General features: G+C 74.5%; 13 protein-coding genes. 9 read left to right on the forward strand and 4 right to left on the reverse strand.

Features of this window, described 5'->3' with window-relative positions:
* The 4 genes from IE287_RS35545 to IE287_RS35560 form a co-directional block, all read left to right on the forward strand.
* Positions 1-447 (forward strand): class I SAM-dependent methyltransferase (locus tag IE287_RS35545; protein WP_189853543.1); only part of this gene is annotated, 447 nt, incomplete at its 5' end.
* Complete coding sequence (locus tag IE287_RS35550; RefSeq protein ID WP_229883952.1) at positions 431-676, forward strand: CDGSH iron-sulfur domain-containing protein; 246 nt, start codon at positions 431-433, stop codon at positions 674-676. The genes IE287_RS35545 and IE287_RS35550, both read left to right, overlap by 17 nt.
* A complete protein-coding gene (locus IE287_RS35555) occupies positions 676-1,698 on the forward strand; it encodes an iron-containing redox enzyme family protein (RefSeq protein ID WP_189853544.1) in 1,023 nt (340 codons plus the stop codon). Before IE287_RS35550 ends, IE287_RS35555 begins: the two co-directional genes overlap by 1 nt.
* A 320-nt stretch (positions 1,699-2,018) precedes the next feature.
* The gene (locus IE287_RS35560) at positions 2,019-2,573 is read left to right on the forward strand and encodes a cysteine hydrolase family protein (protein ID WP_189853545.1); all 555 of its coding nucleotides are present in this window, start codon (positions 2,019-2,021) and stop codon (positions 2,571-2,573) included.
* A gap of 102 nt (positions 2,574-2,675) precedes the next feature.
* On the opposite strand, the gene IE287_RS35565 is transcribed toward IE287_RS35560, so the two are convergent.
* Positions 2,676-4,220 (reverse strand): FAD-dependent oxidoreductase, encoded by a 1,545-nt coding sequence (locus IE287_RS35565; protein ID WP_189853546.1) that lies wholly within the window; start codon positions 4,218-4,220, stop codon positions 2,676-2,678.
* Between the two features lie 136 nt (positions 4,221-4,356).
* Between IE287_RS35565 and IE287_RS35570 the strand changes: the two genes are divergently transcribed.
* Positions 4,357-5,637 carry a cytochrome P450 gene (locus tag IE287_RS35570; protein WP_189853547.1) on the forward strand — a complete coding sequence of 427 codons (1,281 nt, stop codon included), beginning with the start codon at positions 4,357-4,359 and terminating at the stop codon, positions 5,635-5,637.
* Between the two features lie 88 nt (positions 5,638-5,725).
* Here IE287_RS35570 and IE287_RS35575 read toward each other — a convergent pair whose 3' ends face one another.
* Positions 5,726-6,526 carry an SDR family NAD(P)-dependent oxidoreductase gene (locus tag IE287_RS35575; protein WP_189853548.1) on the reverse strand — a complete coding sequence of 267 codons (801 nt, stop codon included), beginning with the start codon at positions 6,524-6,526 and terminating at the stop codon, positions 5,726-5,728.
* Positions 6,527-6,684: 158 nt separating this feature from the next.
* On the opposite strand from IE287_RS35575, the gene IE287_RS35580 reads away from it, so the two are divergent.
* On the forward strand, positions 6,685-9,099 hold the full coding sequence (locus IE287_RS35580) for a molybdopterin oxidoreductase family protein (RefSeq protein ID WP_189853549.1): 2,415 nt from the start codon (positions 6,685-6,687) through the stop codon (positions 9,097-9,099).
* 115 nt (positions 9,100-9,214) lie between these two features.
* Here the strand turns inward: IE287_RS35580 and IE287_RS35585 are convergent, their stop codons facing one another.
* On the reverse strand, positions 9,215-10,156 hold the full coding sequence (locus tag IE287_RS35585; protein ID WP_189853550.1) for a SigB/SigF/SigG family RNA polymerase sigma factor: 942 nt from the start codon (positions 10,154-10,156) through the stop codon (positions 9,215-9,217).
* A gap of 1,183 nt (positions 10,157-11,339) precedes the next feature.
* Between IE287_RS35585 and IE287_RS35590 the strand changes: the two genes are divergently transcribed.
* From IE287_RS35590 to IE287_RS35600, 3 genes are all read left to right on the forward strand, one after another.
* A complete protein-coding gene (locus IE287_RS35590) occupies positions 11,340-12,893 on the forward strand; it encodes an alpha/beta hydrolase (protein ID WP_189853551.1) in 1,554 nt (517 codons plus the stop codon).
* Positions 12,894-13,170: 277 nt separating this feature from the next.
* Positions 13,171-13,665 (forward strand): DUF3237 domain-containing protein, encoded by a 495-nt coding sequence (locus IE287_RS35595; protein ID WP_229883953.1) that lies wholly within the window; start codon positions 13,171-13,173, stop codon positions 13,663-13,665.
* Between the two features lie 377 nt (positions 13,666-14,042).
* A complete protein-coding gene (locus IE287_RS35600; RefSeq protein ID WP_189853552.1) occupies positions 14,043-14,483 on the forward strand; it encodes a hypothetical protein in 441 nt (146 codons plus the stop codon).
* A gap of 120 nt (positions 14,484-14,603) precedes the next feature.
* Here the strand turns inward: IE287_RS35600 and IE287_RS35605 are convergent, their stop codons facing one another.
* Positions 14,604-14,927 carry a hypothetical protein gene (locus IE287_RS35605; protein ID WP_189853553.1) on the reverse strand — a complete coding sequence of 108 codons (324 nt, stop codon included), beginning with the start codon at positions 14,925-14,927 and terminating at the stop codon, positions 14,604-14,606.
* Positions 14,928-15,115 lie beyond the last annotated feature (188 nt).

Here is a 15,115-nt window from a genome sequence, read left to right on the forward strand (position 1 = left end):
CGGGTGAACGCGCTGCTCCACCGGGTGCCCCTGCGCGTCCTGCACGGCGACTTCGCCGCGCGGACGGAGGGGCGGCGCTTCGACCTGGTCGTCACCAACCCTCCGTACGTTCCGGCGCCGGGGGCCGGGCCGCCGTCGCGGGGTGCGGAGCGGGCCTGGGACGCGGGTCCCGACGGGCGTCTGGTGATCGACCGGGTCTGCGCGGCCGCCGCCGGTCTGCTGCGGCCCGGTGGTGTGCTGCTGATGGTGCACTCGGGCATGTGCGGGGCGCGGGCGACCGTGGAGCGGCTGGCCGGCGAGGGCCTGTCCGCCGAGGTCACGGCGCGTGCCCTCGTCCCGTGGGGGCCGGTGCTGCGTTCGCGGCGGGCCTGGCTGGAACGGCGGGGCCTGGCGGCCCCGGACGAGCGGCGGGAGGAACTGGTGGTCATCCGTGCCCGCACTCCCTGACGGCACCCCGGCCCCGACCTGCGCCCACCGGGTGTTCCTGGAGCCCCGGGGACCCGTCCTCGTGGAGGGGCCCGTCGAGATCGTCCTGGACGACGGGACGGTCGCCCGTTCCGACCGCTTCTCCGTCGCGATCTGCACGTGCCGGCGCAGTCGCACGTACCCCTGGTGCGACACCAGCCACCGCCGCCGCGAGCGGACCGCCCGCCCGCCCGAGGAAAGGAAGCCCTGATGCCCGCTCCGCGTCCGAGCCCGATGGCCCCCCGCACCGCTCCCCGCCTCGCGGAGGAGCGGGGCGAGCTGTCCCGCGCCGTGACCCGGGCCCTCCGTTCGGGCGGCGCACCGCGGTACGGGACCGGGGCCGTGCCGAGCGCCGACCCGTGGGGCGAGGACCTCCAGCTCGCCCTCTACGTCCTGTACGAACTGCACTACCGGGGCTTCGAGGGAGTGGACGACGCCCGCGAGTGGGACCCCGACCTCCTGCGGCTGCGCCGGGAGATGGAAACCCGCTTCCTCGACGCCCTGCGCGCCGAACTGCCCGGTGCGCCGCGGACGGTCGAAGAGGCCTTCGCGCCGCTCCTCGTGGAACCCGTGGACCCCGGGGGCAGCCTGAGCCACCACCTCCGGAGCGAGGGGGAGCTGTGGCAGCTGCGCGAGTACGCGGCCCTGCGTTCCCTCTACCACCTCAAGGAGGCCGATCCGCACGTCTGGGTGATCCCCCGGCTCACCGGACGGGCCAAGGCCTCCATGGCCGCCGTCGAGTACGACGAATTCGGCGCCGGCCGCGCCGACCGCGTCCACGCGAGGCTCTTCGCGAACCTCATGGACGACCTCGGCCTCGATCCCTCCTACGGCCGGTATGCGGACCACGCGCCCGCACCGCTCCTGGCGACCGTGAACCTGATGTCCCTCTTCGGGCTCCACCGCGCTCTGCGCGGGGCCCTCGTCGGACACTTCGCCTGCGTCGAGATCACGTCCTCGCCCGGATCCAGACGCCTGGCCGAGGCGATGCGGCGATGCGGTGCGGGAGCGGCGGCCGAGCACTTCTACGCCGAACACGTGGAGGCCGACGCCGTCCACGAACAGGTCGTGCGCCACGGCGTCGTCGGCGGCCTCCTGGCCGACGAGCCCGCCCTGGAGGCCGACATCGCCTTCGGCTCCGCCGCGACCGTCCTGCTGGAGGACCGCCTCGCCGGTCACCTCCGCGAGGCCTGGGACCGGGGTGACAGCGCGCTGCGCCGCCCCCTGGGGTGAGGGTCGCCCACCGGCCACGGGGCAGGCTGCCCGGCGCCGAGCGGTGTGCGTCCCCCCGCCCCCCCGTACGGCGAGGAGGAGACGTGCTTCTCGCGCTCCCGCGACACACCGCATCCGTCCCGGAGGACGGGGGTGCCGCTCGAACGCCGTGTCGCAGCGAGGACCGCCCCGCGGGATGGCGCAGACTCGGACCGCCGGCGGAGCGGAGGTCCCCAGCGGGCCCGACCGGCGGAACGCGGCGGCCTGTCGTCCGGGGAGCGACGCGCCGCCAGACCCCCGGCCCGACCGACGGCGGGACCGGACGAGAGAGGAGGGCTTCCGTGGCCCGTACGGCACTCATCGTGGTCGACGTGCTCAACCCGTACGCGCACGAGGACGCCGAGGCCCTGGTGCCCTCCGCCCGCGAGGCGCTTCCCGGGATCACGGCCCTGCTGCGGAACGCCCGCGCCGGCGACGGGCCCGTCATCTACGTGAACGACAATTTCGGAGAATGGCGCTCGCAGCACGGCGAGATCGTCACGACCGCCCTCGGCGGCCGCCACCGCGACCTGGTGGAGCCGGTCGTCCCCGACGAGGACGCGCTGTTCGTGGTCAAGGCCCGGCACTCGATCTTCTTCGAGACGCCGCTGGCCTACCTGCTGGGCCAGCTGGAGGTCGAGCGACTGGTCCTGTGCGGACAGGTGACCGAGCAGTGCGTGCTGTACTCGGCTCTGGACGCCCACATCCGGCACTTCGACGTGGTCGTGGCCGCCGACGCGGTCGCGCACATCGACCCCGACCTGGCGGCAGCGGCCTTGAGGATGATGCGGGTCAACATGTCCGCGACCGTCTGCCGGGCGGACGAGGTCGCCTTCGGCGCACGAGAGCCGGGGTGAGGCGGGGGCGCGGGCGCCGATGCCGGCGTCCGCGGACCGGACCTCGCCGTTCCGCCCCCGTGCCGGCTCCCTCGTGTGCCCCGGGGGAGAACGGACGCGACCTCACGACTCTTCGGGGTCCCGGCGTTCCAGAGGGCTCAGCGCCGGTCCCTGGAGGACCGCGCCGTCGACGTCGAAGCGGGAACCGTGGCAGGGGCATTCCCAGGTCCGTTCCGCGTTGTTGAACGCGACGAGGCACCCCAGGTGGGTGCAGACGGCGGACACGGCGTGGAGCCCGCCCCGGTCGTCGCGGTGCACGGCGCACGGGCCGCCCCGGCCGCGGACCACGGTCCCCTCACCGGGACGCAGGTCCCGGACGGGCCCGCCGGTGCCGTCGCCGAACGTCTCCAGCCGGTCCCCGACGAAGTGCCTGCCCGTCTCCCACTGCTCCTTGAGGAGCGCCGGCGCGGAACGGAGGAGCGGACCGAGGCGGCCCGGAGCGTAGAGACCGGCCCACGGCTCCCGCTCGCCCCGTACGAGGGCGGCGATGACCGATCCCGCCACGACACCGCCCGTCATCCCCCAGCCGGCGAAGCCGGTGGCGACGTGCACGTTCCCGCCGCCGGCGGGCATGCGGCCGATGAGCGGCAGGGTGTCCGTGGAGCTGTTGTCCTGCGCCGCCCAGCGGTGGGTGATCGTGACGTCGGGGAAGTGCCGCTCGGTCCAGTCCCGGAGACGGGCGTAGCCGGCCTCGGTGTCCTCCCCGGTGCCGGGCCGGAACGCCTCACCGGTGACGATCAGGAGCCGTCGGCCGTCCGGGAGCGGAGCCGTGCGGACGGAGCGCTTGCCGTCCTCCTCCGTGATGTACATGCCGTCCGGGTCCCGCGGGGCGGGCAGGGGGCCCGCGATCACCAGGTCGCGGTGCTGGCTCAGCCTCGTGGCGAGCAGCGTGCGGTCGAAGACGGGGTGGTGGGTGGCCACCACGACGTGCCGGGCGGAGACGGACCCCCCGGTGTCGGTGCCGAGCCGGCAGGGGTCCCCCCGGTCGAGTTCCACGACGCGGGTCCCCTCGTGGATCCGGCCGCCGAGCGCCACGATGTCGTCGACGAGCCCGCGCAGGTACGCGAGCGGGTGGAACTGGGCCTGGTCCTCCACCCTGACGGCACCGGCGACGGGGAAGGGCAGGCCGGTCTCCGTGACGAACGAGGCGTCCAGGCCGGCGGCCCGTGCCGCCTCCGCCTCGGCGCGCAGGGCGGCGACGCCCTCGGGTCGCCGGCAGTAGGTGAGCGCCGGGCGCCGTTCCAGCGCGCAGTCGATGCCGAGTTCCTCGGCCACCTCGACGACACGCCGCAGCGCGGCGCTCTGGGAGGCCGCGTACAGACCGGCGGCCTCGTCCCCGTGCTCGGTCCGAAGCGTGTCGTACGCACGGGGGTGGAGAGCGGTGAGTTTTCCCGTCGTGTGGCCCGTGACCCCTCCCGCGAGCCGGCCCGCCTCCAGCACGACGACGTCGAGTCCGGCCCGGGCGAGCTCCCACGCCGTGCTGAGACCGGCGATGCCGGCGCCGATGACCGCCACATCCGTGGCGGCCGCCTCCGTGAGGGAGGGGAAGGACGGCAACGCGGCCGTCTCCCTCCAGTAGGAGCCTTCGCTGTCCGAGAGTCGGTTCATACGCTGCCCCTGCCCGGGAACGCCGCGCTGACGCGCCGGGCGGGGACTTCGGACAGGGGGGAAGGGCCCGCACCGGCGCTCCGCCGAACGGCCGAAGCCCCGGTGTGCCGGCGGGCGGGCCGGGTAGCGGATCCTCATGCCCCGACTCGACACCGCCCTCGCGCCGTGGAGCGACAGCACGCTCGCCCTCCTGGCCCGTGGCTACGCCTGGCTGCCCGACCGCATGCGCGCCACGAACGGCGGCCCGGTCAGAACCCGGCTGCTGGGAAGGCCGGCGGTCGCCCTGCGCGGTCCCGACGCCATCGGCTTCTTCTACGACGAGCGGAACGTCAGGCGCGCGTCCGCCCTCCCCGGACCCGTGCTCGACACCCTTTTCGGGCGGGGGGCCGTCCACACCCTGGACGGCGAGGCCCACAGGGTCCGCAAGGCCGTGTTCCTGGCGATCCTCAAGGACGGAGCGGGGGTGGAGGCCCTCGCCGAGCACGTGGCCCGGTGCTGGTCCGAGAGCGTGGAGGAGTGGCGCGACGGCCGGCCCGTCGTGCTCTTCGACGAGGCGGCGCTGGTCCTGGCCCGCGCCGTCTGCGCGTGGGCGGGGATCCCGCTCTCCGACGAGGCCGTCCGGCGGATGGCCGCCGACTGCACGGCCATGGTCGACGGGTTCGCCGCACCGGGCCCTCGGCACGTCCGCGCGCGACGCGCCCGCACCCGCCAGGAGGACGCGCTCGCCGGCCTGGTCGGTGCCGCCCGCGAGGCCGGTGAACTGACGAGCGACAAGGGGACCGCCTTCGAGGCCGTGGTCTGGCACCGCGACGCCGACGGCGAACTCGCCGATCCGCGGACGGCCGCCGTCGAACTGCTGAACATCGTCCGGCCCACCGTCGCGATCGCGTGGTTCGCCGCCTTCGCTGCCCACGCCCTGCACCGGTGGCCGCAGCACCGCGAACCGCTCCGGAAGGACGAGGACGGGCGCTACGCGCGAGCGTTCGCCCACGAGGTACGGCGCTTCTACCCCTTCGCCCCGTTCGTCGGCGGGCTCGCCGCGACCGACCTGACCTGGCGGGGCGAGCCGGTCGCCGAGGACACCCTGATCCTCCTGGACCTCTACGGCTACCACCACGACCCCACGATGTGGATCAATCCGTACCGCTTCGATCCGGGGCGCTTCACCGGACGCGAACCGGGCGCCGACGAGCTCATCCCCCAGGGCGGCGGAGACCCGGCCCACGGCCACCGCTGCCCCGGCGAGGACGTCACCGTGGCGGTGCTGGCCACGCTGGTGCGGCAGCTCGCCCACCTCGACCACGAGGTCCCCGCGCAGGACCTGTCGATTCCGCTGTCCAGGATCCCCACCCGCCCGCGCAGCGGCTTCGTCCTCACCGTCGACGGCACCTCGCGCGGCGCGGGCTCCCCCGGCTGACCCTCCGGCCGGAGCCGCGCGTGCGGCACCGGTGCGTGCGGTCGACCGGCCGCCCGGCGGCAGGAGTCCGGACCCGTGCCCCCGGTGCCTACCGGTCGCCGGATCCGGGCTCGGCCATCCGGCGGTGTCCTTCCGCCTTCAGGCTGTCCGGCAGGACCTTGTCGGCCAAACCCTGCGCCTTGGTCTTCAGCGATCCGGCCACCACCTTGTCCTTGCCGGAGAAGAGGGCGTCGAGTCCCTGCTCGGCCACCTGGGCGGGATCGTCCTTCTCTCCCCGGCCGACCTTGGTGTCGCCCATGCCGGCCCGGCGGAAGAAGTCGGTGTCGGTCGGGCCGGGCATCAGGGCGGTCACCGTCAGGTGCGTGTCCTTGAGTTCGTTCTGCAGCGCCTGGGAGAAGGACTGGAGGAACGACTTCGAGGCGTTGTACACGGCCTGGAAGGAGCCCGGCATGGTGGAGGCGATGGAGGAGGTGATGAGCATGCGCCCCTCGCCCGCCGCGGCCATCGACCGCAGCAGCCGCTTGGCCAGATGGACCGTGGAGCGCACGTTCAGGTCGACGATCTCGAACTCGTCCTCCAGTTCCGTGTCGAGGAAGGCTCCTCCCCGGCCGACGCCGGCGTTGAGCGCCGCGACGGCCACCGGACGTCCGGTGGCGAGCACCGCCTCCACGAAGCGTTCCGCTTCCCCGTAGTCGCGCAGGTCCGCCGGTACGGCCCGCACGTCCGCCCCGGTCTCCCGTCCGATCTTCTCCGCGGCGGGCCGCAGCCGGGTTTCGTCGGCCGAGTTCACGACGAGATCGAATCCCCGCTCGGCCAGCAGCCGGGCGAGCTCGAACCCGATGCCGCTGGACGCGCCGGTCACCACCGCAAGTTCTCGCTTCTGAGTCATGGACCGCGGCTACCCACGGCGGCGGACCGTACCCGGGCACCGAGGACGAGCGACCGCGGCCGCCGAGGGGGAGAGGACCGTGTCGGGCGGTGCGCTGCGGGTAGCCGCTCCGGCGAGGCGCCGGTCCCGAGGGCGCCGTGAGGCGGAAGGGAGCGGCCGTGAAGCGTCGTCCGGACGGGGGGACCGACCCGATCGCCGACCCGTGGGGAGCGCGCACCCCGTACCCCCGAGGCGGACCGTGGCCCGTGCGCGTGGACTCGTGCCTGGCCGGGGGAGTGGGGGAGGACGAGGTCGACGCGTGGGTGCGGGCGGCTTCGCTGCTGCACTCCGACGGTGACGCGATGGACATCGCCGTCCGGGAGGGGCGGATCGTCGGCGTCAGGGGACGGGGCGGTGACCGGGTCAACCGGGGCCGTCTGGAGCCGAAGGACCTCTACGCGTGGCAGGCGAACGGTTCCCCGGACCGGCTGACCCGCCCGCTCGTCCGCGAGGGCGGGCGGCTCGTCGAGAGCGACTGGCCCACGGCGATGGGACGGATCGTGTCCGAATCCCGGAAGCTCCTCGACGCCCACGGTCCGGAGGCGCTCGCGTTCTACACCTCCGGGCAGCTCTTCCTGGAGGAGTACTACACGCTCGCCGTCCTGGCCCGTGCCGGGATCGGCACACCTCACCTGGACGGCAACACCCGCCTGTGCACGGCGACGGCGGCGGAGGCGCTGAAGGAGTCCTTCGGCAGCGACGGCCAGCCCGGCTCGTACGAGGACATCGACCACGCCGACGCGATCGCCCTGTTCGGCCACAACATCGCCGAGACGCAGGTCGTCCAGTGGATGAGGATCCTGGACCGCCTGGAGGGCGGCGAGCCGCCTCGCCTGCTGTGCGTGGACCCGCGGCTCACCGAGGTGGCGCGCCGGGCCACCGTGCACCTCGCCCCCCGGCTCGGCACCAATGTGGCCCTGCTCGACGCCCTGCTGCACGAGGTCATCCGGCGCGGCTGGACCGACCCCGGCTTCATCGCCCGGCACACGGTCGGCTTCGACAGGCTGCGGGAACAGGTCCGCCCCTGTACGCCCCGGTGGGCCGCGGGCATCTGCGACGTGCCGGCGGGCACGATCGAGGAGGCCGCCGAGGTGCTCGGCACCGCCGACCGGCTGCTGTCGACCGTGCTGCAGGGGTTCTACCAGGCCCATCAGGCGACCGCCGCGGCCGTGCAGGTCAACAACCTGCACCTGATCCGCGGCATGCTCGGCCGGCCCGGGGCGGGAGTGCTCCAGATGAACGGGCAGCCGACCGCGGAGAACACCCGCGAGTGCGGAGCCGACGGGGACCTCCCGGGTTTCAGGAACTGGCAGAACCGGGAGCACGTGGCCGACCTCGCACGGCTGTGGAACGTGGAACCGTCGGTCATCCCGCACGAGGGGCCGCCCACGCACGCCATGGAGATCTTCCGGCTGGCGGAGCGGGGCTCGGTGCGGATGCTGTGGATCAGTGCCACCAACCCGGCCGTTTCCCTGCCCGACCTGGCACGCATCCGCTCCGTCCTCTCCCGGGAGGGCCTGTTCACCGTCGTTCAGGACCTGTTCCTGACCGAGACCGCCCGATTCGCGGACGTGGTGCTGCCCGCGGCGACGTGGGGCGAGAAGACGGGCACCTTCACCAACGCCGACCGCACCGTCCACCTGTCCGAGAAGGCCGTGGACCCGCCCGGCGAGGCCCGTCCGGACCTGGACATCTTCCTCGACTACGCGGCCCGGATGGGCTTCGAGGACAAGGACGGCGGCCGCCTGGTCCGCTGGAGCGCCCCCGAGGAGGCCTTCGAGGAGTGGAAGCGGTGCAGCGAGGGACGTCCCTGCGACTACAGCGCCCTGAGCTACGACAAGCTCCGCGGCCCGAGCGGCATCCAGTGGCCGTGCACCGAACGCGCCCCCGGCGGCACGGACCGGCTCTACGGCGACGGCGCGGCCTGGGCGCACCCCGATCTGTGCGAGACGTACGGCAAGGACCTGGTGACCGGCGAGCCGATGGGCGAACGGTGGTACCGGTCGGTCAACCCGGACGGAAAGGCGCTCATCCGGCCCGCTCCGTACCTCCCCCCGAAGGAGTGGCCCGACGAGGAGCACCCCTTCCAGCTGACCACCGGCCGGACCCTCTACCACTTCCACACCCGCACCAAGACCGGACGCGCTCCCCGACTCGCGGCCGCCGCCCCGGACGTCTGGGTACAGGTCGCGGCCGCCGACGCGGCCCGCATGGGGCTGGCGGAGGGCGACCTCGTGGAGGTCGCCACGCGGGGCGGTGCTCTGCGTGGCCGCCTGCGCATCGGCTCGATCCGTCCGGGCGTGCTGTTCGTGCCCTTCCACTACGGGTACTGGGACACCCCGACGGGCAGTGCCCCCGCCCCCGGAGAAGCGGGGCGGGCCGCGAACGAGCTGATCCCCACCCTGTGGGACCCCGTCTCCAAGCAGCCGCAGTTCAAGACCGCCGCGGCCGCCCTGAGCCTCGTGGCACGCGGCGGCGATCCGCCCGACGCCGCTGCCACCGGGCCGGGCGGGGCGGGGCGTCGGCAAAGGTGATCCCGCCGTTCGTCCGGGGCCGCGCCGACCGGTTGCGCCCCGCCGCGCGGAGGCCCGGCACGGCGGTCCGGCACCTTCGGCCCGACGCTCCCGCAGAGGCGTTCCGTCGCGCGCGTCACTGCTCAAAGCCGGCGGAGGCGTCTTCGAGTGCGGGGTCGTCGAGCAGGCCGTCGCGCAGGGTGGTGAAGATGTGGGTGAGCAGGCGGGAGACGTGCATCTGGGAGAGGCCGAGACGGCGGCCTATCTCGGCCTGGGTGAGCTCTTCGCCGAAGCGCAGGCAGAGGATCTTCCGGGCGCGCTCGCTGAGCCGTTCCAGCAGGGGGCGCAGCGAACGCAGGTCGTCGATCAGTTCGTAGGCGGGTTCCTCGACGGCGGTGTGGCTGCCCGTGGTGCCCCTGAGGGCGCGCTCGTCGTCGTCATCGCCGCCGATGGCGGCGTCGAGGGAGTGGGCGGTGTATCCGTTCGCGGCGAGTTGCCCTTCCGCCACGCCTTCCTCGGTGAGATGCAGGTGCTCGGCGAGTTCGGCCCGGCCGGGCCGGCGGCCGTCGCGCTGTTCCATGGCGTCCGAGGCCTTGGTGAGGTCGATGCGCAGTTCCTGGAGGCGGCGCGGCACCCGGACCGCCCAGCCGGTGTCGCGGAAGAAGCGCTTCATCTCTCCGACGATCGTCGGCAGGGCGAAGCCGGAGAACTCGACGCCCCGCTCGGGGTCGAAGCGGTCGATCGCCTTGATCAGGCCGATCGTGCCGACCTGGGCGATGTCCTCGGCCGGCTCGGGCCGACCCCGGAACCTGCGGGCCGCGAACTTCACCAGGCTGAGGTTCAGCTCGATCAGCGTGTTGCGGACGTACGCGTACTCCGCCGTGCCCTCGGTCAGCTCGCCGAGACGGCGGAAGAGCGCGACGGACAGGGTGCGGGCGTCATCGGTGGTCGCCGCTGCCGGGCGCTCCGTCTCCGGCAGGCCGTCCAGGGCCCGCTTGCGCGTGGCGGCCTCCTGACCTCCTGCCGGAGCCGCCCGCGGGGCGACAGCCGGTCGCAGGATCGTGCTTTCGTGCGTCATGGCGAGCTCCCCAGAGTGTGGGCGGAAGGCCTCGCGCGGGGAATCGACTTCCCCGCGGCCTGTCCGTCGAGCTTCTGCGCGGGAGTCTGTCCCCGTGCGTGCCGCGCACACACCACGAGCACGAGGTGTTCGTTCCCCGGCCTGCATCCGCCGTCCACGCTTCGCCGGACGGCCGCAGGAGCGAGCGAACCCCGACTCCTGGAAGGGCAGCGGACACCGGAGCCACGAAAGCACCCCGCCTCCACGAAGACCGGGGAGCGTGACCGCGGAGCCGGTTACGGGGGAGCGGGACGGCCCCCCACCCGCTCCCGCCCGGCCCCGCTCGGGGCAACCGGTGCGAAGCCGGCGAACCGCGGCGGCTGCGGCGCCGGGACCCTCACGTACCTCCCGAAGCCCTCACGGAAAAGCAGAGGCGGTACCGGCGGCGGCTCCGAGACGCACTCCCGCGCCCCCTGCCCGCCGTTCCGCCGGCCTCGTGTCCCGCCCGGGTGGTCCGGGCGGGGGCGGAGCGACCCGTCGCCGGCTTCGCGTTTATCCGGTGGCCGGCGGGAAAGCCGCTGAACGCCGCTGCCCGTTCCCCTTCACCTCCGGGTGGCGGCCCACTCTCCTCACGCCCGGACCGGGCGGACGACGGTGAGCGCCCCGACGGCACGGGAGACGACGGCGGGCGCTCCGGAGACACGCGATCAGGCGCGCAGGGTGCCAGAGGGGCCGGGCCCGTAGGCCTCGCGGCAGGCGGCGGCGAAGCGGCCGGAGCGGGCGAAGCCCCCGTGGGCGGCGACGCGGGCCACGGACGTGGTCTGCGGGTTCCTCCGCGACAGGTCGTGGTGAGCGCGGGTGAAGGCTTCGCTTCCGACGCCGCCCCTCCCCGGCCCACCGGGCGAAACCTCCCGTCCTTCGCGCGCTGTCCTGGCGCGCACGCGGGTGCCGCGGCCTGCGAGGGGCCCAGGGACGGGAGCGACAGTCCCTGGGCCCCTCGCAGGCCGCGGCCGTCGGCCCGTGGTCCCGCGACCGTCCGGCCCCGGCCCCCTCGGGCGCGGGCAGGACGATCGCCCCGCACCCGAGGGGCTGTCGGAGACGCCTTGTACTGTGCACTCGTTCGGCGAACGAACGATCATGCACACGGGCCTGGGGGCGTGCGGGCACGGGACGGGCGTCCAGGGGCGGGAGCGCGGGGGTTTCGATGAGTGACGCACATCCGATGAGCAACCACGGGCAGGGCCTCTCGGTCGGTGCGCGGATCGTCGCCGTGGTCGTCCTCCTCGCGATCGGGGTCGGCGTCGCCTGGCTCCAGCGCGACGCTCCCGGCCGCAGCGCGGAGCCGCGTACGGAGTTCACCGCCGGCAACCCTCCCGCCGGTCTGCCGGCCGCGCTCACCACCGGCCAGCACCTCCGCTGGTCCCGCTGCACCGCGCCGCCCGCCGCCCGCACGGGCTACGAATGCGCCACCATGAAGTCCCCCCTCGACCACCGCAGACCGGGCGGCAGGACGATCGACGTCGCCCTGATCCGCCACAAGGCCACCGGCCCGAACTCCCGGCGCATCGGCTCCCTCGTCCTCAACTTCGGCGGCCCCGGCGTGTCCGGCGTGAGCGGACTGCCCACACACCTCGACCAGTACAAACCGCTCCTCGACCGCTACGACCTGGTCTCCTTCGACCCGCGCGGCGTCGGCGCGACCCTCCCCGTGCGCTGCGGGAAGACCGCGGACGACACCGGCTACGAAGGGGCCGACGCCTGCGCCGAGCACTCCGGGGCGCTCCTGCCGTACGTCGGCACCGCGCGCACCGCGCGCGACCTCGACCTGATGCGCTACCTCCTCGGCGACGAGCGGCTGTACTACTTCGGCGTCTCGTACGGAACGGAGCTCGGCGCGGCCTATGCCCACCTGTACCCATCGCACGTCGGGCGGCTCGTCCTCGAAGCGCCCGTCGATCCCACCGAGGACCTCGTGGAGGGGCAGGTCTCGCAGGCCAAGGCGGTCCAGGCGGCGTTCGACCGGTTCGCCGCGCACTGCGCGGCCCGTATCCGCCGCTGCCCGACCGGCGACGGGCCCGAGGAGGCCGCACGGCGCATGGCACGCCTGGCCGACCGCCTGGAGAGGAAGCCCGCCCCGGCCGGCGGCGGAAGCGAACTCGACGCCGCCGGCCTGGCGTACGCCGTCAGCGACCATCTCGACCTCGGCACCGACGGCTGGCCGCCGCTCGCCGAGGCCCTCACCGCACTGATCGACCACGACGACGCCGGCCCGCTGAGCAGGGGAGCGGACGACACCGGCGCCGCCGACCGCGCGGCGGCCCCGCCCGACGACAGCCGCGCCGCCCGGACCGCGATCACCTGCGCGGACTCCGGCCTGCGCCCCGGCGCCGAGCGCCTCGCCAGGGACGAGGCCCGCGTCAAGGCCGCCTCACCCGTCTTCGGCGCGGCCTGGTCCACCGGCGTCTACCTCTGTTACGGCTGGCCGTTCGAGGGCGAGCGCGCCGGGTCCGGGGTGGACGCCGGTGGCGCGGCCCCCGTCCTGGTGGTCGGCGGCACCGGGGACCCGACCACCCCGTATCCCGGCGCCCGCCGCATGGCCCGCGCCCTGGGCGACGGCGTCGGCGTGCTCCTGACGGCCGAGGAGGAGGGCCACGGCACGTACCCGCGGAACCGCTGCGTCACGGAGGCGGTCGACACCTACCTCCGCACGGGCCGCACCCCGGCCGCGGGGACGGTGTGCCCGGGCGGCATGTCCTGAGTCCGTACGGATCCGCCGGAGGCCCGCCGGGCACCGGGCCGTGCGCGGGGTCCTGGAGGCGCACCGGCCCACCCCCGGCCCGAGGCCGTCCCCGGAGGTCGCCGCTCTGCCGCGTGCCGGACCGGTCCCGTGCTCCCGCTCTCCCGCCGCCGTGCCGCCTCGGGCCCGAGGCGGCACGGCGGCGTGCGGCCGCGTTACGTCAACACCATTGACCGTTCCGGCCGCGGCCTGCCTAGGATCCGTCAGTCCGCCCCCGCCTCGCAGCCCACGGAGTGTCGTGATCGCCCCAGAACCGCAGACCGCCGACGGGCCTGGTTCCGCCCCCGCCCTCGACTTCGCCTTCGAACTCCGTGCCTTCCTCGCTCCCTCCCTGCACATCGGGCACGGCGGCGGCGGAGTCACCGAGTACGTCCCCATCACCGGCGGCACCGTCGAAGGACCCCGCCTGCGCGGCACGGTCCTGGCCGGTGGCGGTGACCGGTGCGACAGGCACCACGGGGTCTACCGGCTCGACGCCCGGTACCTCATTCGAGCCGATGACGGCGCGGTCATCGACATCACCAACCGCGGCTACTACCACGAGGACGAGCCCACCGCCCCCGCCCAGTACGACGGCGCCCTGCAGGTGTCCGAGGCGGGGGTGTACTACCGGACCTCACCGGTCTTCCGCACCGACGCCCCCGCCCACCTCTGGCTCGCGCGCACCGTCTTCGTCGGCCTCGCCCGCGGCGACGACTCCGAAGTCGCCATCCGCTTCTACTCCGTGGCCTGACCGTTTCCTCGCCGCCGCCGGGCACCGCCCGCAGAGGGCGGACGCACGGACGGGCCGCAGGCCGGAGAGCGCGATCCGCCAGGTGGTCTGCGCCGGCCCCGCCCCGCCCGGATCGGGCGGGGCGGGGCGGCCGGCAGGCCGCAGGTGATGATCTTTCGCATGGCCGGCGAACGCGACCCCGTCCCGCAGGTCACGAGCGGCCATCCGAACGGCGTGAACGGCGGGACCGGGAACCTGGCCCGGATGGCCGAGGAGATGTCGCTCGTGCGGGGGCGAGTGAACGTTTCCGTCCTTCCGCCCCCGCCGACGGCCTCGGGATGATCACGCCGTCCCGGCCCTTCCCCGGGAAACCCGCACGCCTTCCGGAGGTGGCCCTCGTGCTCCTGGTCGTCATCGTCGCCGTCCTCGCCCTGCTCGCGGGACTCGCCGCGAACCGCTGGCTGCGTCCCCGGCTGATCAGCGCCGACGACGACGAGGGCATGGCGGTCAAGGACCTGGTCGGGCCGCTGCTGACGATGACCGTGCTGCTGCTCTCCTTCGTCCTGCTCATCACCCTCGTCATCACCGTCGCGGCCCTGGGCTTCTGCCTGCCCCGCCGCAACAACCGGGGCCAGATCGTCACCCTCGTCGTCATCACCGCCCTGCTGACGACCGCGCTGTGCATCATCCGGGACGTCGACCGGCCCTTCGGCGGCATCATCGACGTCGAACCCACCGCCATCACCGAGGTCGAGCGGCAGGCCGAGCGCGACTTCACGGCCAACCACCCGGCCACCGAGGTGCCGTGCGACGACCAGGGCAACCGCCGCCCGGCCTGACACCGGGCCGCCCCGCCGACACCGGGCCGCCCCGCCGACACCGGGGCGCCCCGCCGACACCGGGCCGCCCCGCCGACACCGGGGCGGCCCGGCCGTCCGGTAGCGGGAGCGGCCGCCTCGTCAGGTGCATTCGGCCCGCACGACGCGGGAGCCCCGGTGGAGCAGGGTCAGCCGGGACTCGTCGTAGTCCATGGTGAGCATCTCTCCCTCCTGGGCGGTGCGGACGTTGCCGACGAGCCGGACCGCCTCGCCGTCCGGCGTGACGACGTCGGTGTGGCCCCGTCCCGTCCCCGCGACGCGGCTGCCGACGAGGGAGCCGGCGTCGCCGTGCGGGCAGAAGGCGCTCGCGTCGGTCGTCGTCGCCGCGTGCGCGGGCAGGACGGGCAGGACGGTGGCCGTCAGCAGCAGCGCGGCGAGGGGGAAGGCCTGGCGCGTCTTGATCATGGGGTGCACCTCTCCTTGACCGGGGCGCGTTCGGCCCCGGCCAAGACCCAACGCGCCCGCGACGGCAGGGGACACGCGGCGTGAGGTGAACGGGTGCCCGTGGGCCTCACTCCGTGCCGGTCGCCGTGTCCGGAGGGGCCCGGCCGTCGAAGCCCGCCGGGAACGACGCCCGTCGTCCGTGCCGGACG

It is taken from the genome of Streptomyces omiyaensis (assembly GCF_014650895.1).
Taxonomy (GTDB): Bacteria; Actinomycetota; Actinomycetes; order Streptomycetales; family Streptomycetaceae; genus Streptomyces; species Streptomyces omiyaensis.

Excerpts from the sequence above, each read along its gene's own strand:
- IE287_RS35590 (WP_189853551.1), top strand. The coding sequence starts at position 11,340 with ATGAGTGACGCACATCCGATGAGCAACCACGGGCAGGGCCTCTCGGTC.
- IE287_RS35585 (WP_189853550.1), bottom strand. The coding sequence starts at position 10,156 with ATGACGCACGAAAGCACGATCCTGCGACCGGCTGTCGCCCCGCGGGCG.
- IE287_RS35605 (WP_189853553.1), bottom strand. The coding sequence starts at position 14,927 with ATGATCAAGACGCGCCAGGCCTTCCCCCTCGCCGCGCTGCTGCTGACG.
- IE287_RS35575 (WP_189853548.1), bottom strand. The coding sequence starts at position 6,526 with ATGACTCAGAAGCGAGAACTTGCGGTGGTGACCGGCGCGTCCAGCGGC.
- IE287_RS35565 (WP_189853546.1), bottom strand. The coding sequence starts at position 4,220 with ATGAACCGACTCTCGGACAGCGAAGGCTCCTACTGGAGGGAGACGGCC.
- IE287_RS35555 (WP_189853544.1), top strand. The coding sequence starts at position 676 with ATGCCCGCTCCGCGTCCGAGCCCGATGGCCCCCCGCACCGCTCCCCGC.
- IE287_RS35570 (WP_189853547.1), top strand. The coding sequence starts at position 4,357 with ATGCCCCGACTCGACACCGCCCTCGCGCCGTGGAGCGACAGCACGCTC.